Annotated in this window: 23 protein-coding genes; 18 read left to right on the top strand and 5 right to left on the bottom strand. The window is 47.5% G+C overall.

Annotation, left to right across the window (positions count from 1 at the left end; genetic code table 11):
* Positions 1 to 4: 4 nt before the first annotated feature.
* The 13 genes from QVE09_RS26280 (at position 5) to QVE09_RS26220 (ending at position 13,876) form a co-directional block, all read left to right on the top strand.
* Positions 5 to 265: an acyl carrier protein gene (locus tag QVE09_RS26280; protein WP_017690901.1), complete on the top strand. Its 261-nt coding sequence runs from the start codon at positions 5 to 7 to the stop codon at positions 263 to 265.
* A complete protein-coding gene (locus QVE09_RS26275) occupies positions 265 to 1,143 on the top strand; it encodes a hypothetical protein (protein ID WP_315939188.1) in 879 nt (292 codons plus the stop codon). The genes QVE09_RS26280 and QVE09_RS26275 overlap by 1 nt, the downstream gene beginning before the upstream one ends.
* A gap of 20 nt (positions 1,144 to 1,163) precedes the next feature.
* Positions 1,164 to 2,120 (top strand): 3-oxoacyl-[acyl-carrier-protein] synthase III C-terminal domain-containing protein, encoded by a 957-nt coding sequence (locus QVE09_RS26270; protein ID WP_315939187.1) that lies wholly within the window; start codon positions 1,164 to 1,166, stop codon positions 2,118 to 2,120.
* A gap of 15 nt (positions 2,121 to 2,135) precedes the next feature.
* The gene (locus tag QVE09_RS26265; RefSeq protein ID WP_315939186.1) at positions 2,136 to 2,858 is read left to right on the top strand and encodes a hypothetical protein; all 723 of its coding nucleotides are present in this window, start codon (positions 2,136 to 2,138) and stop codon (positions 2,856 to 2,858) included.
* A complete protein-coding gene (locus QVE09_RS26260) occupies positions 2,858 to 4,015 on the top strand; it encodes an acyl-CoA dehydrogenase family protein (RefSeq protein WP_315939185.1) in 1,158 nt (385 codons plus the stop codon). Before QVE09_RS26265 ends, QVE09_RS26260 begins: the two co-directional genes overlap by 1 nt.
* Positions 4,008 to 4,976 (top strand): hypothetical protein, encoded by a 969-nt coding sequence (locus QVE09_RS26255; protein ID WP_315939184.1) that lies wholly within the window; start codon positions 4,008 to 4,010, stop codon positions 4,974 to 4,976. Before QVE09_RS26260 ends, QVE09_RS26255 begins: the two co-directional genes overlap by 8 nt.
* An 18-nt stretch (positions 4,977 to 4,994) precedes the next feature.
* Complete coding sequence (locus tag QVE09_RS26250; protein ID WP_315939183.1) at positions 4,995 to 6,380, top strand: MATE family efflux transporter; 1,386 nt, start codon at positions 4,995 to 4,997, stop codon at positions 6,378 to 6,380.
* A 27-nt stretch (positions 6,381 to 6,407) separates the two neighbouring features.
* The gene (locus QVE09_RS26245; protein WP_315939182.1) at positions 6,408 to 7,589 is read left to right on the top strand and encodes an arginase family protein; all 1,182 of its coding nucleotides are present in this window, start codon (positions 6,408 to 6,410) and stop codon (positions 7,587 to 7,589) included.
* Positions 7,590 to 7,591: 2 nt separating this feature from the next.
* Positions 7,592 to 8,569 carry a lysophospholipid acyltransferase family protein gene (locus QVE09_RS26240; protein ID WP_315939181.1) on the top strand — a complete coding sequence of 326 codons (978 nt, stop codon included), beginning with the start codon at positions 7,592 to 7,594 and terminating at the stop codon, positions 8,567 to 8,569.
* A gap of 24 nt (positions 8,570 to 8,593) precedes the next feature.
* On the top strand, positions 8,594 to 9,904 hold the full coding sequence (locus tag QVE09_RS26235; RefSeq protein WP_315939180.1) for a M16 family metallopeptidase: 1,311 nt from the start codon (positions 8,594 to 8,596) through the stop codon (positions 9,902 to 9,904).
* Positions 9,897 to 11,120, top strand: coding sequence for a M16 family metallopeptidase (locus tag QVE09_RS26230; protein ID WP_315939179.1), 1,224 nt, complete (start codon positions 9,897 to 9,899; stop codon positions 11,118 to 11,120). The genes QVE09_RS26235 and QVE09_RS26230 overlap by 8 nt, the downstream gene beginning before the upstream one ends.
* Positions 11,121 to 11,150: 30 nt before the next feature.
* Positions 11,151 to 11,957, top strand: coding sequence for a 4'-phosphopantetheinyl transferase family protein (locus QVE09_RS26225; RefSeq protein WP_315939178.1), 807 nt, complete (start codon positions 11,151 to 11,153; stop codon positions 11,955 to 11,957).
* A gap of 107 nt (positions 11,958 to 12,064) precedes the next feature.
* Positions 12,065 to 13,876, top strand: coding sequence for a S9 family peptidase (locus tag QVE09_RS26220; RefSeq protein WP_315939177.1), 1,812 nt, complete (start codon positions 12,065 to 12,067; stop codon positions 13,874 to 13,876).
* Between the two features lie 184 nt (positions 13,877 to 14,060).
* Here QVE09_RS26220 and QVE09_RS26215 read toward each other — a convergent pair whose 3' ends face one another.
* Both QVE09_RS26215 and QVE09_RS26210 read right to left on the bottom strand, forming a co-directional pair.
* Entirely contained in the window at positions 14,061 to 15,095 is a 1,035-nt protein-coding gene (locus QVE09_RS26215) for a phosphotransferase family protein (protein WP_315939176.1), read from the bottom strand.
* Positions 15,096 to 15,116: 21 nt separating this feature from the next.
* Positions 15,117 to 16,091, bottom strand: a complete 975-nt coding sequence (locus QVE09_RS26210) for an SMI1/KNR4 family protein (protein WP_315939175.1) — start codon at positions 16,089 to 16,091, stop codon at positions 15,117 to 15,119.
* Between the two features lie 212 nt (positions 16,092 to 16,303).
* Between QVE09_RS26210 and QVE09_RS26205 the strand changes: the two genes are divergently transcribed.
* Positions 16,304 to 17,011 (top strand): MerR family transcriptional regulator, encoded by a 708-nt coding sequence (locus QVE09_RS26205; protein ID WP_315939174.1) that lies wholly within the window; start codon positions 16,304 to 16,306, stop codon positions 17,009 to 17,011.
* On the top strand, positions 16,986 to 17,381 hold the full coding sequence (locus tag QVE09_RS26200; protein WP_315939173.1) for a toxin-antitoxin system TumE family protein: 396 nt from the start codon (positions 16,986 to 16,988) through the stop codon (positions 17,379 to 17,381). Before QVE09_RS26205 ends, QVE09_RS26200 begins: the two co-directional genes overlap by 26 nt.
* 112 nt (positions 17,382 to 17,493) lie before the next feature.
* Here QVE09_RS26200 and QVE09_RS26195 read toward each other — a convergent pair whose 3' ends face one another.
* Together QVE09_RS26195 and QVE09_RS26190 are read right to left on the bottom strand one after the other, a co-directional pair.
* Positions 17,494 to 18,525 carry a ribonucleotide-diphosphate reductase subunit beta gene (locus QVE09_RS26195; RefSeq protein WP_062837278.1) on the bottom strand — a complete coding sequence of 344 codons (1,032 nt, stop codon included), beginning with the start codon at positions 18,523 to 18,525 and terminating at the stop codon, positions 17,494 to 17,496.
* Positions 18,526 to 18,932: 407 nt separating this feature from the next.
* The gene (locus QVE09_RS26190) at positions 18,933 to 21,251 is read right to left on the bottom strand and encodes a ribonucleoside-diphosphate reductase subunit alpha (protein WP_315939172.1); all 2,319 of its coding nucleotides are present in this window, start codon (positions 21,249 to 21,251) and stop codon (positions 18,933 to 18,935) included.
* 773 nt (positions 21,252 to 22,024) lie between these two features.
* Between QVE09_RS26190 and QVE09_RS26185 the strand changes: the two genes are divergently transcribed.
* The gene (locus tag QVE09_RS26185; RefSeq protein WP_017690882.1) at positions 22,025 to 22,351 is read left to right on the top strand and encodes an MTH1187 family thiamine-binding protein; all 327 of its coding nucleotides are present in this window, start codon (positions 22,025 to 22,027) and stop codon (positions 22,349 to 22,351) included.
* A gap of 95 nt (positions 22,352 to 22,446) precedes the next feature.
* On the opposite strand, the gene QVE09_RS26180 is transcribed toward QVE09_RS26185, so the two are convergent.
* A complete protein-coding gene (locus tag QVE09_RS26180) occupies positions 22,447 to 23,571 on the bottom strand; it encodes a PsbP-related protein (RefSeq protein WP_315939171.1) in 1,125 nt (374 codons plus the stop codon).
* Between the two features lie 447 nt (positions 23,572 to 24,018).
* Between QVE09_RS26180 and QVE09_RS26175 the strand changes: the two genes are divergently transcribed.
* Both QVE09_RS26175 and QVE09_RS26170 read left to right on the top strand, forming a co-directional pair.
* The gene (locus tag QVE09_RS26175; RefSeq protein WP_017690880.1) at positions 24,019 to 24,123 is read left to right on the top strand and encodes a hypothetical protein; all 105 of its coding nucleotides are present in this window, start codon (positions 24,019 to 24,021) and stop codon (positions 24,121 to 24,123) included.
* A 43-nt stretch (positions 24,124 to 24,166) separates the two neighbouring features.
* Positions 24,167 to 24,274, top strand: coding sequence for a sporulation protein YjcZ (locus tag QVE09_RS26170; protein ID WP_201028111.1), 108 nt, complete (start codon positions 24,167 to 24,169; stop codon positions 24,272 to 24,274).
* Positions 24,275 to 24,279 lie beyond the last annotated feature (5 nt).

Genomic DNA, 24,279 nt, shown 5'->3' with positions numbered 1-24,279 from the left:
GATCATGACAACTGCAGTATTGCTTGAAGAGATCAAGGGTGCCCTTGCTGAAGTGTTGAATACGGAAGCCAGGCAGGATATTCAATTAAGCACATCTTTATTTGACGAGCTGTACCTGGATTCGACCTCGGTTCTGGAACTGCTGATGACGCTGGAAGACCGGATTGAAGGTCTGGAGATTGACCCGGATGATCTGGAGCCCGATGTATTCGATACGGTAGGCTCTCTGGCTGCTTATATTGAGAAGCAGCTCATTGCGGCCTGATGGCTTCGCCAGTTGCCATACGGGAGATGGGAGTCAGGTTGTTCCCGGAGAAGAAGCCTCCGTTCGAGCATCCGGAACTGCTGCGATTTCATCAGGACATGCTCGCGGGTACTCCGATCAAGTACGACATTCAGCTTTTGCAGGGGCGTAACAACAATGCCTATCACGAGATGAGTGTGGAACTGCTGGAGGAAACGGGACTTGATCAGGTTATGCAGGATGTGGATGTGCTACTGCTGGCATACAATTTTCCGAATACCCGCCCGGATATATCGATTGTGAATTATTTGATGGATCGTTATCAGGCTCGCTTTATCAGTTTTGCTGTAAATGATCTTGGTTTTGGTGCTCCTTTTGCGGCGCTCCACATGCTTCAGCACTATCTGGGTAGAGAAGGTTACATGAAAGGCATGCTGCTGGTCATGGACCAGACGGCTCTCCCCTATGAAACGATGGAACTTAATTCACCACCTGGGCCGGACACGGCTGCAGCAATATACCTTGATCGATTGACGGGCGTTGGACCCTCCCTGCTTGGGGTAGAGATGCGACATGCCGAGAATTCCATAGCCGATACTGCGGAGATGGTACTGGATCGATTATGTGCTCAGGCATCCATTCACCGGAATCAGATTAACCTGCTTATCCATCCTGATCTGGAGCAGCAGTGCAATCAGGCTGTCTGGTACAGCGAATGTGGATCGAAGAGCAATTATGATCCATCGCGCTGGAGTGCAGCACCATTCTTCGCATTACAGGAGATGCTGGAGGAGAAGGACGGGGGAGAGTACATATGTCTTATGCATCTGGAGCAGATGGATTCGTTCATTCACGCCTTGCTGATTCGGACTTGTGAATGGAGCATGAATGGACACTAATCGCAGAAGGAGGGAGAACATTGGGGTTCGGTATTGTGGATATTGGCGTTTATTTGCCTGAACAGATTCAGCAGCCGGAAGAGGTGCTGGCTGCTCTGGAGCTTGGGAAGGGCGAGCTTCAGTTTCTGCGCAAGTACCACCGCCTCGAGGGTGTGCCTGTAACGGAACCGGGCGAGATGCTTGACGATACGATCGCACAGGCTGTGGAACGGCTCCAGACCAGACCTGCCCTTTCCGGAATCGACCTTGTTCTCTATGTCCATTCCTTTCAGGTGCAGACACCGAGCGATTACAGGCTTGTGCAGCGTGTCCTTCGGCGCTTCGGGCTGGAACATGTACCGTTCTATGGTATATCCCAAATGAACTGTGCATCGTCGATAGCCGCTCTTCAATGGCTTGAGCGAATCTCGCAAACGCAACCTCACATTCGGAATGTGTTGTTGATCTGTGCAGATCAATTCAATTTTTTGCCTCCCGAATGGCGCTATCTGCGCAAATCGGCCATTCTGGGTGATTCTGCCGTAGCTGTTCTATTGAGCAGAGAGAGCTGTCAGCATGTCATTCAGGCGACGCATATGCTGCGAGACACCCGGTTTCACACCGGTTATCATGCAACCGCCGATGAGATCTCGGCATTTAACCGATTGTATGTGGACCATATCATTCAAGGGATGGAAGAGCTGCTGTCAACGCAAAGCCTGAGTTTCGAAGATGTGGATCATATTTTTCCCCATAATGTGAACTGGACTACCTGGAAGGAATTCTCGCGACGTACGGGAGTTGGACTTGAACGGATATATCTGGATAACATTCAGCGAATCGGACATACCTTCTCCACCGACCCGTTCATTAATCTGAGTTCGGGATTGGAGCAGGACTGGGTATGCAGGAAGGGGCGCTCCATCATGGTCAGTATCGGGCTCGGCAGTTTTTTTGGTTTTGCACTGGTGGAGCATGGAGGATGCGAAAAAGAATGAACAGGAGGAATGACAATGCACGTTATTGAATTCCAGGGCCCAGATGCAAAGCCCGTCGGATCAAAGGCAGCAGGCAACCCCGTTGCTCCGATATCGGAAATGTTGGAGGCAAAAACCTTGCTAGTGAGCAATCATCCAGTGCTTTTGGCAACAGGTCCATACGTGCTCGCGACCGCTCATCTCATGGAACAAGATCCTTTACTTTGGCATGAAGAATCAGCCGGGCTGTATCGTTGGAACCAACTACATGCCGTTTATGTGCAGGATCGGATGCTGGAGCCTTCTGGACTATTGTTATATCGGGTACAGCCGAACGAGGGGGAGAAGGCTGAGACATCAGGCGAGAAAGTGACCTCGAATGAGCTGAGAACACGCCTGCTTGGGTTTCGCGCAGAGCTGTGCAAGGCTGGCCTGGAGCAGGTTCGCAGGCATTTGTCGGTGCGAATATCGGGTGGGCAATCCACGTTTCAGCACCAGCTCGTGAAAGGCATGGTCGCTGACATCCTTACAACGCTCTACATGGCGGAAACGTTGCCAGAAGACCGTTTCCTCTCAGCGAATCCAGGCCTTCCATCGGTCCGGGTTCATGCGTGGATACATCAGGAGTTAGATGAGGCCTTCAGACAGATTCAACGTCTTGGCGGCGGTTTCGGTTTTTTGAGACATGGCATATCTGCGTATACATATGCAGGTCAACTGGTGAAGAACATGCTGTTGCCAGCTAAGGAGGAATATTGATGATTACTCCATCAACGATTGCGATTTTCGAGCATGAGATGAAACAGTATGCTGCGGAGCTTCGCGAGATCGGCCTGATCATCGACCGGGAGCCAGACCGGCTCACCGAGTTTTTGCACACGTCAGCCCTGCAGGCCATCAATCATATGATGATTCCCCCGGAGTATGGCGGTCAGCCGATAGTAACCATAGGTCAGGAACGATATTATGGACTCTCTTCTCTGGAAAGAGTCATTACGATTGAGCAGTTGTCCGCAGGAGATGCGGGCGTTTTTCTGGGAGGACCTGGTCCTTCCATGTCCAGCATCGTCATGATTGACTTGGGCGATGAGGATCAGAAGGAGCGCTTTTATAGCCACTTTCTGAAAGGTGCGGCCTGGGCTGTTTTTGCTTTGTCAGAGCCGGAGAAGGGTTCGGATGCAACCGAGATCAGCACAAGAATTACAAGACATCCAGATGGGGGAATGGAGCTAACCGGACATAAATTCTATATTGGGAATGGACACCGGGCGAGTATCGGACTGGTATTCGCCCAGACCAATCGCACGCCTCTGGGCATTCAGGTCGCTATAGTTGATCCTTCCCTGCAAGGTTTCACAGCAACCCCGCTGGACACGATGGGTCTTCGGGGTCTGCAACTCAGTCATCTGCAATTCGAGGCCTTTCCACTGGAAGAGAAAGATATTCTCGGCCGTCATCTAAGCCCGACCAAGCGCGGACTGTGGGGAGCATTGCGTACATTCCACCGGATGCGCCCTAGTGTGGCGGCATTGGCGCTTGGAGTTGCACAGGCTGCGTATGATTATGTCGTGGAGCACAGAACGATCTTCACAGAACGCGAAAAGACAGAACTGGAGCGACTGGAGATGCGTTTGCACGCGCTGCGCAGCATGATTCGTAATGCGGCAGCAGAGATTGACCATGATGCGAATAAGGGATATTTGGCTTCCCTCAGTAAAATACGGGCTGCGTCAGTTGCCGAGGAAGCGACGGAATGGGCACTGGAGATGATGGGGCCCGGTTCCCTTCTGGAGCACCCTCTACTGAACAAATGGTATCGCGATGCAAGGGCCTTTGAGTTCATGGAAGGCACAACGTCCATTCAGAAGATAAACGTTTTTCAGGCGTATGCCAACGGGAAGATGCAGCATGTCTGATTCACTTCACGATGATATTGGCGTGCCCATCTATGTAGATCATATTTGCTGGCTCACTGCGGAGGATCATCTGTATACACTGGATTGGCCAACACCTGATGATTATGTTTACGTTTCGCCGCACATATACATGGAGGATCACTATTATGGTCGCGTGGGAACGCTGACTCGCTCCCTTATGGCAGATGGGATACGGGTTACAGCCGGTGATCTTGCGCTTATGGTGCTAGAGCGGTTGTGTACAAAGGCACATTGGGATTGGTTGATCTTTGCCCAGACCTGCCCGGAACGTCATGCGCTGAATGCTCCACTTGCCCGAATGCTTGAAACGGCTCCGTGGCGAGTGGATCATCCACTTGGTATTACCCATATGGGTGCGCTCGCAGGCACCGAGGCCATTCAGGTCGCTCTTTGGAGTATGTTTCCTAACGAACGGACTGCGATTGTGCTGGTGGAACAGCGAATTCTCCATGAAGATGGACAGATTGGATATGGTCAACCATCCGACCCTAAGTGTGATCTGGGCGACATGGCGGTTGCGCTTGAGTCAGGCCTGGGTCAAGGAGCGTTGCAGGTACACTATGCGGGAAAACGAATCATCAGGTCGGATGAAGCCACGGCTTTTGCATCCGAGGCTCTCGGTATGATCCGCGAATGGATGGATGGGTATGCAGCTGAGCACGTCATTCTTCAGTCGAGACTGGGATTACGGCTCAATGGCAGTTCTGTCCTGCATATTTCCCCTTCCAAGACCATCTGCGTACCGCGAACCGACTATCAGAGCGGGGATGTATGGATACAGCTTGCAGATAAGTTAGAGCGGGGTATCATCAGGCCAGATGATCGGGTCATGCTGGTCTCATGGGATGACGATCGGGTGATATCTGCTTGTTGCGTGCATGTGATACATCTGCCGATACTCAGCAGGCTTACAATGAATCAAGAAATCAAGACTTCATGAATTATGGAGGTGAACCCCATGCAGGGGATCGATTATACGGCCGGCTCGATCCATCGTTTGTTATTCCGTACGGCCGTTCCGATGCTGCTCGCTTCTCTGGTTAACGTGATTACACAACTGGCCAATGTATTTTTCCTGGGTCATACGAGTCAAAGTGTATTATATGTGCTCTCATTGTATATTCCTGTCTCATTCGTCATGATTGCCATCATCGAAGCGATGCAGCTGTCTGTTCAGGTCGCGGTGGCGCGCAGTCGTGCCGGGGGCTCTCGTGCATTTACCCAGCTATTCGTGCACATGATGGGCTGTGCAATGCTGCTTGCCATTCTAACCGGGGGAATTGTGATGTTACTGACCCCTGTGCTTTCATGGTTTTACCGTGTGCCTGCCGACATTGGGCCCATGTTTATGCTGTATGTAGGGGGCATGATGGCAGTGAGCATCCCGGCCGTCCTGGCGGCAGTGAGCAGCGCGGCGCTACGAGGACTGGGCCGGGCACAGGCAGCTTCATGGAACGCGGTAGGGATAGCGATGCTAAATATTGCTCTCGTGTACACATTTGTGTCGGTCTTCGGTCTGGATTTGAAGGGCATCATCTATGCCAACCTGATCACTTCCGTCTTGTCCTTGGCCATCTCTCTGCTTATTCTGTTCATTCGCCGGGAAATGGTCTTTGAACGCTTTGCTTTTGCAAAAAAACATCTGATGGCCCTCAGGCATGTCGGTATTCCTGTGTTTATCTCGTACTGCATGATTTTTCTGAGTACATTCTTTTTCAATAAAATTGTCAGTCACTTTGGTGAAGGGGCGGTTGCCGGCTTTGGCGTTGGTTATCGAATTCAGACGATGGCGATCCTGCCGGGTATCGTCATTGGGTCGGCCATCGGCATTATCATCAATCATAATTTGCAATCACCACACCGGCCAAGGGCCTATGCAAGCTATCGCCAAGGACTGCTGCAATCCTTTGCTCTGTACGTAATCATTGCCGTTGCCGTCTGGATCTGGCGAGATCCGCTTATCGCATTCCTGATCGAAGACGCGGCAACCCGAGCCGAAGCAGCGCGGTATCTGTCCATCGTAGCTCTTTCTTATATTGGCATGGGTCCCATGATGACAACCTTGCTGACGATGGAACAGAGCGGGCGCGGATACCAGGCCATACTCCTGAATGCGGTGTACTTTCTGATTATTATCGCACTTGGCTGGGGACTGACTCGGGCCTTCAATGAAGTTACTTACTTCTATGCGGTGATTGCTGGTATGAATGTTGTCGGCATGTCATTCTTCCTGCCTTTCATGCGAATGCTGAGGCGGGAATACGTGGAACCTTCTGCGGATAAGGACATCAGTACAGAAGGTGAAGCGACGTTGCCGAATAAGAGCTATTCCACACAGACTTGACTCTAACTACGTACAGGAGGCTTGTGCATGAAAACATCAGAACCTGCTTATCTGGTGCGTCGCATTGCAGATGCGTGGATCGCTGCGGATGAAACGTTCAGCCAGTTTTATGAGCTGGAACCTGCGAAAGAGCTGGAGCCACAACTCCCCCCGGATCTGCCGGGGGTGGAACCCGCGCAATCGCCTTTTTTTTTGTATGAGCCTCTCATCGGTCATCAGGCTCCCCAACTGGGTATCTTGGGTATTCCGTATTCGGGTGGGACAAGCATGTTGAATTCCAGCGTTGCCGGACTCGCGCATGCGTTACGGGTAGAATCATGGAAAAAGGTCATCTATCCATCGTTGCAAGAGTCCGGGAATTCGAGCTTGTATGACATCGGAAGTGGGAGACGATTGCTTGAGCGTGTTGCCATGCAGGATTGGGGTACTTGCCTTATGAATGAAGCGGAGGCGGATACAGCTGTTCCTTATCAAAAGGGGCTTGACGCCGCACTGGATCATGCGCTGGATCAACAGGCACTATTGTGCTGCATTGGTGGAGACCATTCCATTACGCATGCAGTGCTTCACATGATGGCAAAGGCCCTGGGCAGTCGAAGGATGCTGGTACAGTTCGATGCCCATCATGATTGCGGTATCGATGCCATTCATCAGGAGAATCCCAGTCACTCCAATTTTGTAAGACATCTGCTAGAGCAGGGTACGGTTGCTGCTGTTGTACAGATTGGCCTGCGTGGTCTTCGCTCAGCAGATCAGATGTACAGCCATCCCGGCTTGATTCAGATATCGGCAGAGCATATGACACCCGAGAGGGTGAGCCATGTTCTGAACGAGGTAAGGCAGAAGTACGACGTCGACTCGGCTTATCTAACGTTTGATCTGGATTCTCTTGATCCGGGAAGCTTCCCCTTTGTTGATTTTCCAATTGCAGCAGGGCCGACGTGGCAGAACATTCGAGACTGTGTTATTGCAGCACTGGAAGTACCGATAGCTTATCAAGGGATGGATATGGTAGAAGGACAGGGTGTGCAATCAGATCGGCACATTCCCGGACAATATGAGCTGGCGCTTCGGATGCTGGCCTATATGGTGGATGGCATCGACCGGAATCGTCGTCGGTTTAAAAATTCTTCCAGTATTAGAGTAGCCAGAGAAGAGATGCTGTCGGGAGCCGGAGCATCCATGAATAAGGGCTTAAAGGAGGTGTGAGTATGAAGGATTTTCGTACATTATATACGTTACATCGGGAACAGGTCAGGGAGGAGTTGTATCGGGAAAAGACAGATGGAATTCGACTGGGATTCTTCTATGCGCTAATGAATATTGTTAAAGAACTTTCACCTCTTCAGTTGGAAACGTCACCGGAGTTGATCTGGATGGATTACCTGGCTTTTTTGCGGACGGTTGACGAACATAAAAAAAACCCTTACTCCTTTATGGATTGGGATGAAGTCGAGGGGCTTGAACATCTGCAAGCGACGCTGCAGGAAGGTGGGGCCTTGTTGACCTGGCATTACGGATTCGTCCGGCATAACATGATCACCATCGGACAGGAGATTCGCGCAGGCCACATGAAGTCCGGATTACCCTTCTATCTGGTGGCTGAACAAGGTACCGTAAAGCAGGAACAGAAGCTGTCGTCCTGGAACACTCTACGACAGTTTGCAGGTGCTGAGCTGCTGAATGCCGAGGATGAGATGATTGGCATACGATTATACTCTCATTTGCGGAAGGGAGGTTCGTTTAACCTTTTCGTAGATGGACAGACGGGGTTCAACGCGGATAATCGCGCAGTGGAGCTTCCTTTCCTTAGTTCACACATCCGGACGAGGAGCGGTATTTTTCGAATTTTGGCTAAGACGCGCAAGCCTGTATGCCTCTATTTTATGACGTTGACTGAAGATTTTCGTTCCAAAATTGTTTTTTTGCCGCCTTTTATATTAGAAGGCGATATCCAGGAGTCAGCTGGGCGTGTATATGAGCCGTTTCGCAATCAACTGCTGAAGCAGCCTGCATTATGGAGATTCTGGGACCGTCATCATCAGCAAGTGATTCACTGGAAAGAAGATGAGCCTACTCTTCATTCAGCTGAGGCCGAGAGTCAGGTGGACTGGTTCTCCAAGCCGCTTGAGGGATTCGGTCAGTTGGGACTGAACACCGCGAGTGGCATGATCTACAATTTGGGTTAACCGTCAGATAAGGGGGAGGCAAGGATGCAGTCTTTCATTACGGAGCAATACAATCGTCTATCGGTCCATGTGATGCCAACAAGCCAATACGCCAACGGTTATCTCCATCTGAGTATCGTTAATGAACAGGGAAGAATTCCATCAGCGGTGTTTGCAGTCATTGTGCGGCTGCTTTTCAGGCAGGATTCGCTCGGTAAAAGAAAGCTGCAGCAGCAACTATGGTCCATGTATGTCGATGAGCTAAGATGCGAATTGGAGCAGAAGGGGGAGACTCAGCTCGCATGCATCCGGTTGCGTATCCCTGCAGGGTTGCTGCCCGGAACCAAGGCACGGACGCTGGATGCGCTGAAGCTGCTCGCAGACATGCTGTTTGGATCGAGTCTTAAGGGCGGATTTGATTTTGATGAATCGCAGATCCAGGAGGAACTTGCTTGGGCAGAACATCATGCTGGCTATGATGTTTCCGATTGGGACAAGGTGGTACGGGGGCGCAGTCTGGAGTGGCTTGGGTATGCGGGACGAAGCAGGGATTCCGACTTGGAGCAACTGCAACATTGTGCACGTGATGGTGAATTGCTGGAATGGTACCGGGAGGTGCTTTGCAGCCCACTACATATTCATGTAATTGGTGATTTCCAATCGGATGTGATGATAGCTCAGGTCATGGAGACCTTTTTGCCTTCGGTTATCACGGCAGAGGGGGAAGGAACTCCATCTGTGATCGGGCATGATCATCAGCCTACTGAGAGCCGGGAGGAAGGCGAGATCATGCTTGAACTGATGGATGTTCAGCAATGCAAGATTAATGTGGCCTTCACTACCGGGGTCACGTATGGATCGTCGAACTATCCTGCCCTGTTTCTTCTTCACTCCCTGTTCGGCGCTACCCCTGCGTCCAGGCTGCAGTCTGAGCTTCGTGAAGTAAAGCAATGGGTGTATCAGATCTACAGCACGTTGGATGATTATCGGGGAACGCTTCATGTGACAACGGGAACAAGCAGTGGATATGTGACAGAGGTACTTGAAGCGATAGACGCTGAATGGCTGAGGATATGTAGTGGAGATATTCAGGAAGTGGAACTGAATAGAGCGATTCAGAATGTGATGCATTATGTGCAGGTGGGTTACGATCTGCCTGAGCAGGTGGTCAACCTCCATATCGATCGGTTGCTCAACCGGGTCCAGATGACCACACCCCAATTCCTGGAAGCCATATCCTGCGTTACTGCAGTACAAGTGGCCGAGGTGGCCTCTGGCATGAAAAAGGCTGTCACCTGGATTTTGTATCCTGAGAGTGAATATTCCGCGCCAGTACAGGAGGTGACTCATGAATAGTATTGTGAACATCGAACCGGTCCGCAGGCGCTTATCCAACGGTCTGTCGGTTCACATTTTCCCCGAGCCTCAGTTCCACCATACCTTTGTTTCATGGTCCGTGTCCTATGGCTCAATCCATGATGCAGCCCTGCCCGGCAGAGCACATTTCCTTGAGCATATGATGTTCTACAATCCCGATAAACGGCCCGTCAAGCCGCTATTTCATACTCTGGGAGCTTCGACATCTGCATTAACACGTTACGATGTAACGACCTATCAAATGGCTTGCACAGGTGATTTGAAACGAAGTCTGGACTTGTTCACCGGCATGCTCGCTACTCCCTATTTCACCCCGATGCATATGGAACAGGAACGGGCCGCCATTCATCAGGAGCTGTCCATGTATGCAGACCAGCCCTCCTGGCGGGCTTTGCAGCAGTTGACTCAGATGATGTATGGCAGCAATCACCCCATCACGTTGGATGTTGCAGGCACACCGGATAGTCTGTACCAAATGACAACGGATGAGCTGAATCATGCCTACAATACTCGCTATGCCACAGGGAGAATGGCAGTAGCGGTAGCGGGTCCGGTTGAAGCGGAGTTCATTGTGGACATGCTGGAACAATTCCCTGCAATGGAATCACTGCATGCTTCCTTCCTGCCAGAAGTTACACTCAACTATTTGGGTGAGGATTCCAATATGCATTATCGGGAAATTGAATCCGGATTGTCCTTGCCACTTGTTAGATATGGGTTCCGTGCCGAAGATAGGATGCAGTTAAAAGAGCAGGTTGCTTGCATGATCGGTATTGAAGCTTTACTGGGTGAAACCTCCGATTTCTACGCCGAATGTATGGAGTTGGGTCTGCTTCATAAGGGTGCAGAATGGGACCACTATTATCGCAAGGAATTTGCCTTTTCGAACGCTTGTGGGTATTCAGCAGATCCCGTTTCTTTATATAACCGGGTTGAGGAGATATGTGAACATATTCAGAACGGAACGTTGTCCCTATCCAACTTGAACTATGCACGGATGAAGTGGTTAAGCAAGTATTATGCGGACATCGATTCGTTAAAACAGCGATGCATGCACGTCTCCGAATATGAGGTGATCGGATTGGATTATATGCAACTCAGCAAGTATGCACTTGAATTGACAGAAGAAGAGGTTATGAGTGGTCTCAGAACGATTGCAACGTCTGCTCGTCTGCGGATGGTTGTTATACGTTAGCATGTAACCCCGCATAGGGAGGAGGGCTATATGGATTCTAGCACCGGAACAATCAACAGCTTTCTAGCAATGAAGGAACAAGGGAATGATGCGTTTGCGTCAGTTGTAGAGGACCCGGAGGTCCATATTTGGACACAGGCCTTGCCCAGAAGGGAGGATCAGCTGCAGACAGCAGATGCCGTGGACTCCGGTGCACTGACTATGGAAGAACATGAACGTATGAGCAAAATCAGCAGAAACTCACTGCTAAAGGCTCATTGCTGGATGATTTCAAGAACTTTTCTGCGAAGAGTGCTGGCACAGTACATGCAGCTTCAGGCACGGGATATTTTATTTGAATATGGTACCGGCGGAAAGCCTTATCTCGTGGGAGGTCCACAATTCAGCCTTTCGCATACGAATGGGCTGTGTGTACTAGCGATTGCATCCAGTAACAACGAGCTTGGCGTAGATGTGGAATGGGTACGCCCACTGTTGCGAGAGCAGGCCATCATCCAACGTTTCCTGACGGAAGAGGAGCGGGATTATGTACTGGAAGCCGTGTGTTCCGGGGAAGATTCTTCTTTCCTGCTGTGGAAATTTCTTACAGGCAAGGAGGCATGGATCAAGGCTTCCGGTCAATCTTTATGTGGACAGTGGAGAAATCTGAATATGGTACAAGCTATAAAGAATCATGAACATTTGCTGGAATGGGCCGGACAGAAGTATGTGTTGCAGTCTCTGAAAATGGGCAAAAGCTACTCCGCATCATTATGCGTGACAGGGAGGGAGATGCCACTGATACGCTGGATGAATGTGGATAATCATATGCGAAGCTACGAGGGAATTGGTAATTAAATCTTACATATCTATTGAATAAACATTGGCATTACCTATAATATGGACAAATGGTACCTTAATTTTCCAATATTAAATTCGTTGGTTTCATTCCAAGGAGGTTTGTCATGATTCAGTTCCCTAAACCGGATGTCGAGCAATATTTTCAGACGTACCGTATTTCGCATTTTGCCGTATCGGCCGATGAGAAACGTTTGTTCATGGACAGCAATCTGAACGGTCAGCCGAATATTTGGGCGATGGATTTGCCTGGAGGATACCCGTATCCTTTAACGTACTTGAATCAGAGCAGTCAATTTATCAAAGCAGACCCGCAAGGACGTCATCTTCTTACCGCATTTGATCGGGATGGAGATGAGAACTATCATCTGTATGCACTTCCACCCGAGGGTGGTGTTCCACTGCCTGTGGTTCCAGCAGAACCAAATGATCGCTGTTATTTCGCTGAGTTGTCCGAGGATGGACAGCGTCTCTATTATGTTACCAGCGCGGGTAATCCGAATTATCTGAATTCACGCCGCATCGATTTGGAGACAGGGGAAGATGAACTGTTATACAGTGGAGAAGAGGTTACGAGCAGCCTGTTTGCAGTAAGTTCTGACGAGAAGAGTTATGTTATTTTAAAAATGTACTCCAATACGTATCAGACGGCGTATCTATATCGTAATGATGAAGAAATGGTGATTCTGCCAGCTTCAGAACGCCATAGTCAGGTATCCGATTTGATTTTTGCAGATGATAATCGTCTTCTGTTCATTACCAATGATGACTCCGCATACGCCTATGTGGCTGAGTACCGTATCGATACCCGCGAATTCCGTTTATTGTGCAGAATCGAAGGGGAAGATGTGGAGTTCATCCGCTGGCATCAGGCTTCCGAGACCTTATATTTCTGGACACTTACAGGGCCGGAGAATCGCATGTACGTATTGGGCAAAAATGCCGATGAGCCTCGGCGCATAGAGATGCCGCTGGATACGATAGAGCAGGTGAACGTTACGAAGGCTGGCAATGTGTATATCCTCGGACGTGGAGCGATCCAACCGCATAATATTTATCGTAAAGTGGCAGGTGCTGAGTCCTGGGAGCCGCTGACCGCCAATCGGGTAACCGGACTTGACCCAAGTGATCTCGTGTACCCTGACGTTATTCGGTATAACTCCTACGACGGACTGGAGATCGAAGCTCTCTTGTTCAAAGCAAAACCAGAGCAGGCCAATGGCTACACCGTATTTTGGCCTCATGGTGGGCCGCAATCTTCCGAAGCAAAGTTTTTTCGGCCGATGTTCCAGATGATGCTCGCTCAGGGCTATCATGTCTTTGCACCGAATTTCCGGGGCAGTACCGGATACGGTGCGGAATTTGTCAAATTGGTTGAGCGAGATTGGGGCGAAGGGCCAAGACTGGACTGTGTCGCCGGGATCAACTGGCTGTTCGATCAGGGAATTACCTCACCAGAGCGGTTGTTTGTGGTAGGGGGTAGTTATGGGGGATATATGACCCTGTTATTGGCAGGTCGCCATCCGGAGCTGTTCCGGGCTGCGGTCGATATTTTTGGGCCAAGTAACCTGTTTACATTCCTGGAATCTGTACCGGAAGACTGGAAGCCGATGATGGATAACTGGCTGGGTGATCCGGTCCGTGACCGCGAACGCTTAACGAAGGATTCACCGATTACGTATCTCGATCAGATGGTTAACCCAATGCTGGTCATTCAGGGTGCCAATGATCCAAGGGTCGTGAAGGCCGAATCCGATCAGATCGTGGCTGCGCTCCAGTCGAAGGGACTTGATGTGGAATACATCGTTCTGGATGATGAGGGCCATGGTTTCTCCAGGAAAACAAACGAGATTCTCGTATACCGCCGGATGCTGGAGTTTTTGCAGAAACATCAGGAGTCACCCGTCGCACAAGCTTAAGTTGAGAGATTCCATCGTTGATCGAAATATATAGTGGTATGAAGAAAACCGCCGGAGATCATCTTGATCTTTGGCGGTTTTATGCGTGTGCCCGGATGTTGGGCGACATATATGGAACGAAATATACGTTAGTTTGGAAGGCCGCTATCCATTGATCGACCTGCCAAATCTACTAATTAATCTACTAATCCAGCAATGCGACAATCGAATTGATGGACTGCTGCGCCCACTGTGCAAAAGGCAGGTCGGCTGCCCACGTCACTTGTCCTGTTGCTTTGGCTTCCCCCCACCACAAGATACGTTGATAGAGCAGATGCATGCTGAGACGTGTGCGGAAGTGTTGGCATTTCTCCTCATCTGCTGCACAGACCAGATCCCGGTAACAGCGAAGGAACTGTGCGGCCAGTTTTGGTTGACCCTCACGAACATACCTGGTGGATATTTTGGTTAGGTCGGCTGTACCGTCTCCGAAATAGGCGGTTGTAAAATCGAACAGACCACTAATCCGCCACCCTGAAGAACGGTCATTCGGATTTTGAATCAGAATATTCTCGACCTTGAAGTCTCCCATAACAAAACACGGAACAGCTCTGGACCGAAATGCCGGTTCAGCATTCTTGAATTGCTCGTCTACCCACTGAACATCTTCATCCGTAATCACCGAGTACTGTTCAGCATCATGTAACCAGTGACGAATGGTTCCGTACAACCAGTCCAGATAATTGCCTGCAAAGGAAACAATCTGCTGCGCTACAGGATCATATTCCCCGGCATCAGGCACCTTCCAGCGGTGCAGTTCAGCCAAAGTATGGGCAAACATACAGGCGATCTCTTCCTGATCTTGTTGTGACAGTGAAGCCTGGAATGCTGGATCATACAGGTGATTCCCGGGCAGGCGTGGCATTATGGCATAACTCCAGCCTAGCAGATGGGTATCTTCATGTAACAAATATGGATCAGGGACAGGGATGGACGTATGTTTCGCCAGTTGTTCTACAAAGAACTTTTCTTCCTGTAACTGTCCTGCATATAAAGGATTGCCTTTCAGAATATACTCTCCACGGGAAGAGCGAATGATCAGTGTCTGACCCATAACCCCTTTATCCGTTCGTCGATAATCTTCAAGGGTTCCCAGGTCAAGCTCATTCAGCGCATCCTGCAATGAAACTGCGGCCACTTCGCCAAGTTGATTGGAACCAAAATATATACGGGTTGTCATATGGCCGGACCCTCCTGGATTTTAGTCCTCATTTTCTTCGTCAGACAGGTCATACGTATCCTCATCGACCAATCCACGGATGAAAGTTTCAAAATTCGGCGCAAGATATGTAATCTCATAATCATTTTCCTGATCCACATGAACTACACAGGGTTCACCTTCAGGACCGCAGAAACGATAATCCAGCATAACGACATCATGACCAGCGGATGGACAATCACAGATCACAATCCCCAGGTCGGGGTATCCCCAATCTTCGATCATGAACCGACTTCCCAGCTCACCAGCGAGTGCGTATATTTTATCGTGTCCGATTCCCATAATGCTTGAAATGGCAATGTGATCCTCAGCCCAGGAAGTCGCTTCTTTGGTGGGAAATATAGTGAGCGCAGGCATACCGCCGTTCTGCGTATTCATCAGTTGAATATAGGAAGCGGGCAGTTTGTAACCTAATTCTTGCTCAATAGACACAATTTCTTCTTCGTCAAAAGGTTCTGATAAATGATTTTCCTGCGCATAATCACTCTGTACCCAGAACGTTGCGGGATTATAAGTCCCTGAAGCGGCTCTTAGATGGTTCTGTATACCGCTCTGCTCGAATGCAGCAAGCTCCTCTGCATGACGCTGGCGGTCTCGACGCATCTTGTCCGCTTCGGGACGAACCTGACGAAGAAATTCCAAGGTAGATTCATCGTGCGGCATGAGTTCGTCCGCTCTCTCAAAAGCCAAAAGTGCTTGTTCATAGTTGGCGATATAACAGTAGGCGTACCCCAAGCGGTATTGCCAGAGCGGATCGTTTACCCCTTGCTCCTTGACAGACAACAAATGTTGGACGGCTTCGCGGTAACGTGCGTCATTGTTATAGGCTCTGGCGAGTTGACCAATCAGATCATAATCCCGCTCTGAGACGGGGATACGTTCAATATGTTCAATAATGAGACTGAATTGGTCCTGCTCATGCCACAAGTTGATTTGTTCCAGCAGTTCTCTTTCCATGAATAGGCCTCGCTTCCGTAGGAGGGGTATGAATCTCTTTCATTATATAATAAGTGTGTGTTGGTTGGAGAATGTATAAATCAGTATCTTCGTAGCATAATGTTTAAGTATACTTTAAGTTCAAAATTTAAAGTTTAAGTTATGTTTAACTTTGTTTAAGTATTATGTTGAAAGTTAAACTTTACTATCCTATACTAGGAGTGTGAGGTGAGATGGATATGGGAATCACAAGAGTTGAAAAGAATATATTTAGTCAGAACACGGATGAGATTGCTTCTGAGTTAGTTCAGAGCTTGAGCAATGCAGATAATAGCATTTTACTGTTCAAAGTGCTGGCACTTGCAGTCAAGAATAATGCTGAATTTGTTCGTAGCCTGGATGAATCTATCTTTGAAGATGCTGATATCTTTAGAGAAAAGTATGTTACTCTTCTCAAACATGCGTTAAGTCAAGCAGTGGATGTACCGACAGGAATTACAGACAGTGGTGTTCCTTCTACTAGAGATGTCCATTCTTATACTCCTAAAGAATTATCTGTATTTTTTGGAGTGAGTATTACGACGATTTTCAACTGGATTGATCAAGGCCGTTTTATGGGGATTCAAAGAGCCGGGTCCAACAAACATAATCTCATCCCAGACGATACTACATATGTGTATGGATCAGGTAAGAGAACGACGATTAAAGAGATTGTGACTATGTGGAAAAAGGAAGAGGCAGAACACCAATCCACAATAGAAGTCAGTGACCTGGATTACCACACAGGGCAAATTGCCTTATATGAAGATAAATACAAAGGGGAATTCGAACGGACACTCGGAACTAAGTTGAACTTAACACCTGAAGAAGAAACCGATGCACAAGTTTGGAAACACCATTTGGGGAGGCAGCGTCTTGGCTTTAAAGATACCGAAAAGTAATTTTCGTTTTATTGAGAATGATTTTTCAGATATTATTATGGAGATTCGAGATGGTGCCCAGGGTCTTCCAAGCAGTGCTAGAACTATTCGTAAAACAATTGTCTTTAATGATCTATCGAAGATGTACTGTGTAGAGGAGATAGATCGAAACGGGGGATTCATCGAGTTATATTGGTATGATGATCAAAAAGAGTTGATTATGAAATTCCATGCTCATTATCATCCTGATGAAACACCTGCTAATATCACGATGTATGACCCGTTTCATATTCATACGGCAAATGAGAGAAGATTGAATAATGAAAAATTTCAAGAATTATATACGATTCTTGAATTTATTAGATTAAGAAATATCTCTATTACATTATAATAGTTCAACGCTGATATGATGTTTGTACATACGAATTAAACAACACTCCCTGAACTTAGGCATTATAGCCACCATTCAGGGAGTGTTGTTTTTATTTGTAGTCTATTCTTTATTACAAATCGTCAAATCCATTATCGTCGCCAACTTTACCGTAGTTACGGGATTTAGCTTCGAAGAAGTCTGTTTTGGTTGCATTCAGTGCTTCATCGGAGAATGGTTTGATCCAAGGCATGCAGTTTACATCCACACCTTCATACGCTTTTTCCATACCCATCAGACGCAGACGTTTGTTGGCGATGTACTTGATGTAATCTTCCAACTCGTTCAGGTCAATACCGCGTACGTTGCTGAGCGTGTAGTGTGCCCAGTTCGTTTCAAGCTCAACAGCACGATGGATTGTTTTGTATACATAGTCCATGTTCTCAGGTGTGTTCAGTTCAGGGAAGTCTACCAGCAACTGTTTGTACACTTCAGCGAAGAAGTAACAGTGTTGGTTTTCATCCCGCTGGATATACGAAATCATCTGGCTGGTTGCCATCATTTTCTGGTCACGGGCCAGGTTGTAGAAGAAGGCAAACGTACTATAGAAGAATATACCTTCAAGTACCAGATCGGCTACCATAGCCTGGAAGAACGTCTGTGGAGACGGCTCGTCCCGGAAGTTCTGATAGATATCAGCAATGAAACGGTTGCGGTCAAGCAGTACTGGATCATGTTTCCAGTATTCGAAGATTTCCTTTTGCTCCCGATCAGATACGATGGAAGACAGGACGTAAGAGTACGATTGGTTATGAACGACTTCCTGTTGTCCGATAATGGCCGAGATCGCTTCGAGTGAAGAATCGGTAAAGTAACGTTTTACATCACCAACAAACATCGTCTGCATGGAATCAAGAACCGCGAGCAGGGAGATGTTGATTTTGAATGTACGTTGCTCTTCCTCATCCAGTTGAGCAAACTGGGAAGCATCTTTGGACATTGGAATCTCGTCTGCGATCCAGTGGTTGAGCAGTAGTACTTTGTACAATTTGTACATATGAGGCATGCGAATGTCGTTCCAGTTCAGGATACCGGAGCATTCACCTTCAATAATACGGGTTGATTGGTTAGGGGCTTCGGTGTTGAAAATTTTCTGTACTTGCATTGTTCCGTTCACTCCTTGAATGAATTTACACTGTATAACTACGATGACAGAACAACCTTCCGATCGCTGTTATCCCCTGATTTTTTTGATTCCCTCTTTCAAAGGGGAAAATCCGGTGATAAAGGCGAAGTGTATGCTTCCGAAGTAGCTTTCTTACAGAAAGCTTTTAGCTCCGCTTCTTCAGCTTTGTTCTGTCCTCTTCGTTATCGTGTAATCATTAATTCTTTTATATATATTAGGGTTGTATAATGTGGCATCTATATCAACATCTTGCGATGCTGTGATCGTGTTTTAGGCAAAAAAGAACCAGGGCAACGCCATTTTGCAATCAAAACAGGATGCCCTGGTGGTCACCTTGAATCTAGTAAATCTTCTCTATCATGGATAATACGTAACTTGCGCAAAAATCAAGATTCTTCAATCGTTAATGCACGGCTACGGACATAATAAGTTGATTTCATGCCGGCTCTCCAGGCGTGCAGATGCAATTCCAGGAATTCTGTTGCTTTAATATCTGGTCGAACGTAGAAGTTGAAACTTTGTCCCTGATCGACGTGGCGCTGACGGGCAGCCGCCATATTAATGGAAGCATGTTGATCCACCTGGAACGCCGTTTGGTAATAAGGGCTTGTTTTTTCGGACAGATCCGGAGCCGGATTGGCAATTTTGTAAGTTGTTTTCTCTTCATAAGATAACAGCTCATAGAGCGGATCAATACTAGCCGTTGAACCGGCAATAATGGACGTGGAACCGTTAGGTGCAATGGCGAACAACCAGGCATTACGTACACCGTTTTGCTGTACTTCGGCTTGAAGTTCTTTCCACTGTTCGGTTGTCACAAACTCGCCTACGCGCTCACCTGATGTGTACTCGCGTTGGTCGAAGTAATGACCACTTTCCCAATCGGAACCTTTGAATTTCGGATAATGTCCTTTTTCTTTGGACAGCTCCATACTGGATTTCACGAGCAGGTAGTTAATTTTTTCGTACAGATTATCGTTATACGTTACCGCTTCATCTGACTCCCAATGAATGCCTTCGAGAGCAAGCAGGTGGTGAAGTCCAAACGTTCCCAGACCGACTGCGCGATATTGGCTGTTGGTATATTGGGCTTGCAACACTTCAATGTTGTTAATGTCGATAACGTTGTCTAACATACGTACCTGAATCGGTACCAGACGCTCCAATACATTGTGAGGCACGGCACGTGCCAAGTGAATGGAGTTCAGGTTGCAGACAACGAAGTCGCCAGGTACTTTGGAAATCACGATGCGAGTCTGTCCATCCTTGGTTACGAGTTCTTCCTTTTCAATCACAGTGGCAGACTGGTTCTGCATAATTTCGGTACACAGGTTGGAGGAGTATACCATACCGTGTGCACGGTTAGGATTCGAGCGGTTAACCGTATCCCGGTAGAACATGTATGGCGTACCTGTCTCCAGTTGGGATTTCAGTACGCGCTTCATGATGTCAATCGCCTGTACTGTAATCCGGGACAGCAGTGGGTGATTCACCGCTTCTTCGTATTTATCACGGAACGCACCTTCGCCAAAGGACTCATCATAGAAATCTTCCAGTCCGAGTGCACGACCATTCTCGTCCTTCCAGCCCATCACTTTCTTTGTTTCGTGCGGACAGAACAGGCTCCATTCGCCACGGGTGGATACCCGCTCCATGAACAAGTCAGGCAGACAGATGCCGTGGAATACGTCATGCGCACGCATACGCTCGTCGCCGTTGTTCAGCTTCAGATCGAGGAAGGCCAGAATATCTTTGTGGAACACATCCAGGTAGACGGCAATGGCCCCTTTACGCGTACCGAGCTGGTCTACGCTGACCGCTGTATTGTTTAGTTGGCGAATCCAAGGGATTACACCGGAACTTGTATTTTGGTGACCACGGATATCCGAACCACGAGCTCTGACTTTGCCGAGGTAAACGCCGATGCCGCCACCCATCTTGCTCAGACGTGCTACATCCGTGTTGGAATCGAAGATACCTTCGAGTGAATCGTCCACCGTATCAATGAAGCAGCTGGAAAGTTGACCGGCTACTTTTTTACCTGCATTGGACATCGTAGGCGTAGCTGCAGTCATGTACATGTTGCTCATTGCCCAGTATGCTTCCTTGACGAGATCCATACGTCTCTCGGCAGGCTCTTGGTGCATTAGGAACATGGCGATAACCATATAACGCTCTTGCGGCAATTCCATTACTTTTCCATCAAAATCGTGTGCGAGGTAACGTTCTGCCAGTGTGAGCAAGCCGATGTAATCGAAGAGCAGATCGTTGCGGTAGTCAATGCACTCAGCAAGTTCGTCGATCTGTTCTTTGGTGTAACATTCCAGCAATTCTTCGCGGTAGATACCTTTCTTCACGAGATCTACAAGAAGGGGATGGAATGCACCATAGGGCTCGTCCGGGTAAGACTTGTATCTGCGGTTGGTAGCCGCTTTTTTGTAAAGGGAAGTGAGCAGGGAGCGTGCCGCTGCAAATTTCCAATTAGGCTCCTCTTTAGTTACCAGTTCCAGTGCGCTCATGATAAAAGCGTTGCTGATTTCGTCTCCGGTAACTTCATCACGGCGGAGCTTGCTGTTTACCCCACGTACCAGACGTTCCTTGTCGAGCATGTCCAGTCCTTCCAGAATACGGTCGGCATATACCGAGATGCGCATATCATCAAAGGCAAGCTGGCGGTTGTTCGGCTTGGTCACAACTTGTGGCATGAATATTCCTCGCTTTCGCATGTTTAAGAGATAAATTGGAGAAATTCTTTATATAAAGAATTGAGTGTCTTCTTACGGTGAGAAAAAGAAATAGGTTACGTTTTGCGGACTGAAACGGCGGTGACAAGTTCATGTCTTAAATCGCTCAACTTGAGGTGCACAAAGCAGCACAATGCAGAACATGCTCATATAAAAAGCATTCTCCCGCCTCGCGGCTGAAAATGCCCATGGATGCTCTGCTTCCTTACTGTCTTAGAGGTTCAGGATATCGACAGAAAAGAGTGCTTATGTAAGCTTTTGTCTATATGCAGATGTGCCTGTAGTTTGAGGATACCGGATGCAGTCCAAACAGCCCCGTTAACCTCCGTGTCAACTCTGTTTCGAGAAAGCGATTTACACCTACAGGGACGTGCCTTTGGAGGTGATTTCATCCTGTTTTTCGCGAGATTGCAGAAGGTGACTATTAGAAGCGGAGAAATCTAGTGTTACTACATTTTGTAGCTGTCAACATACTGTAACCCAACATATTGTGTTTGTAAAGTGGGCGGAACCAGTAAAACGTAATTCCGAGTATACCATTTAAGCCAGGAATCCGCAAAGGAAAAGGACTGGAAGATTTGAAGATTTATCAAAAAAAAATTTTGACCAATTTGAATGACGTCTTCACGTCAGTTTGAATTGTAACGCATTCAACTGGTAGAATAAAAATAGTCAAAAATCGACTAAAATTAGCGGCAGCGGTTGTTCACGGGGCCCAGAGGAGGCGGAGCAGAATGGCAATAGCAGAAGTGACTGTAATTCCAATCGGAACGGGTACAACGAGTCTAAGCAGTTATGTGGCGGACATGCAAAAGGTATTGGAACATCAACGGGGCATTACGTATCAGTTAACTTCCATGAGCACCATTATTGAGGGACCGCTTAACGAGATCTTTACAGCAATTGCGGCTCTGCATGAAGCGCCGTTTTTGTCAGGAGCTCAGCGTGTGTCCACATCCGTCAAAATTGACGACCGTCGTGATAAACCGGATGCCTCAAGTATACAGAAGTTACAATCGGTTCAGGATAAACTGACGTCACTTCAGGCAAGACCCAATTAATTCCTAATGTAAATACTCTACATCCCTAGATCGAATGTCAAAAAGACCAGTCTTTTAAAGAGCTGGCCTTTTTGTATACTCATTTAACATTTTAATTAATCTGCAACTACCAATGAGGCACCAATCAAAGTGGCGTTGGTGTAACCACCGCCAACATTTTCAAAAGAGAAGTTGGTAATTGGAGCACCGATAACCGTGGCATAATCACCGTCAAGCAAATCTCCGGTTGTTGCAGGATATAGCGCTATAATATCGTTTCCGTTCTCATCCATGACATGAACGACAGAGAAGGTTGCTCCGAGAGAGTTATCTTCCTCCACTGAAATGACTTCACCGCTGACTTGCACGAATTGATCATAATAGTTAGCCACATTTTTATTCAGATGTCGGGTCGTTACATTGGTGTCTACGAGATCCTTCGCCTTTTTGCGGAGTTTTGCCGTACTGGCAGGGAATACATCGCTATGCTTGCCAAAGAAATCATATGAAGCCTGCTCCATAAAGGCTGTATCTTCCGTAATGTACGGAGTTAACTCATTAAAGAAATCGGCAACTGATGCTGTGGCAGATGTATTTCCAGTCGTGGCAGTTGTTGCTGTTTGCTCCAGAGGAGCAGTAATGCTTAGGGAATCCAGGATATCTTTGACCTCGTCCTGATTATATGTATCTTTGGCATAGGTTAATGTCATGCTATAGAGTTCTGTATTGGTTGGAATCAGATATTGGACAAGGACAACATCTGTACCCGATGTGTGTTTATAGGCTCCTTCCAAGACACCAGCGCTATATTCTTTATAAGGCTTGTTCGTATAGCTGGTTTTTTTATAATCGGAAATGCCGATGCTTGAACCGTTTTGTGTGTAATAATCAACTATATTATTGGCGTATTCTTCAGGATTAATTGAACCGGTTGAGCTGGCCTCAATCGCCAGATTCATATTATCTGCAAATGTGGCTGATGAAGATTGGTCTGAAAAAGCAGCTTTAATGGATGGCACATTCATTTGACTTGTATCTAGGCTTTTCCAGGATTCAGGATATGCAAAAGAAAATCCTTCTCCACTATATGTAGTGTATTTCGTAGCTTTTGCTTCTGTTGAGACAGTTTCAGTTGCCTTGGATGCTTCGGACGTTTGGCTATTGGTTGTTGTGTTTGTTTCTGAATTACCACAAGCACTAAGCAATGTGGCTAATGCCAAAATCGTAATAAGTTTCTTCATTATGTCTAATTTCTCCTAATGTGCTTCCCATCGGTTGGGATTTTTTCTAAGTTCATCATTTCGTTTGGGATAATCTAGTTTAGACGGTGGGCATGGACACTCCTTTCTACTTTATTAGTAAAATAATAACATAAATAAAGATTTCAGTATTCATAATTACTAAAAAGGGAATTTATCTGTATTTAACAAGTTAAAATCTAATAATAGATCATAGTGGTATCCATTTTGAATGATAGTACATACATTTGATGATTAATATAAGTGTGAGATTTATGTATGACTTAAACATATCTAAACATAACATTCCGACTTAAGAACTAACCCTTTATTTAGGTGCAATTAGCGAATAGTTGGTGGAAAAAAACAGCCCATTTTCGACCTGAGCCCGGTCCCATGTGTGATTGGTGCATATAGTGAACTGTACCTCAAATCAAAGGAGGGGTTTACATGAGTGGAGTAGTAGGTGGATACGGCGGAGCATGGACATCAACTGGCGCGATCTTGGTTCTCTTTATCTTGTTGGTCATCATTTCTAAAGCATTCTTGATCTAATAAACCGCTTGGACCCTAATATATTCGTGAAGGAGGGTTCTGCATGAGCAAAGTAGTTGAAGGCGTAGGATACGGCGGCTGGACATCGACTGGAGCAATCCTGGTTCTGTTCATTCTTCTCGTAATCATCACTAAATCATTCTGGGTATAATATGG

Origin of the sequence: Paenibacillus sp. ClWae2A (assembly GCF_032452295.1) — a bacterium.
Taxonomy (GTDB): Bacteria; Bacillota; Bacilli; order Paenibacillales; family Paenibacillaceae; genus Paenibacillus.
The sequence above is the reverse complement of the archived record's forward strand: the minus strand, read 5'-3'. Positions and strand labels throughout refer to the sequence as shown.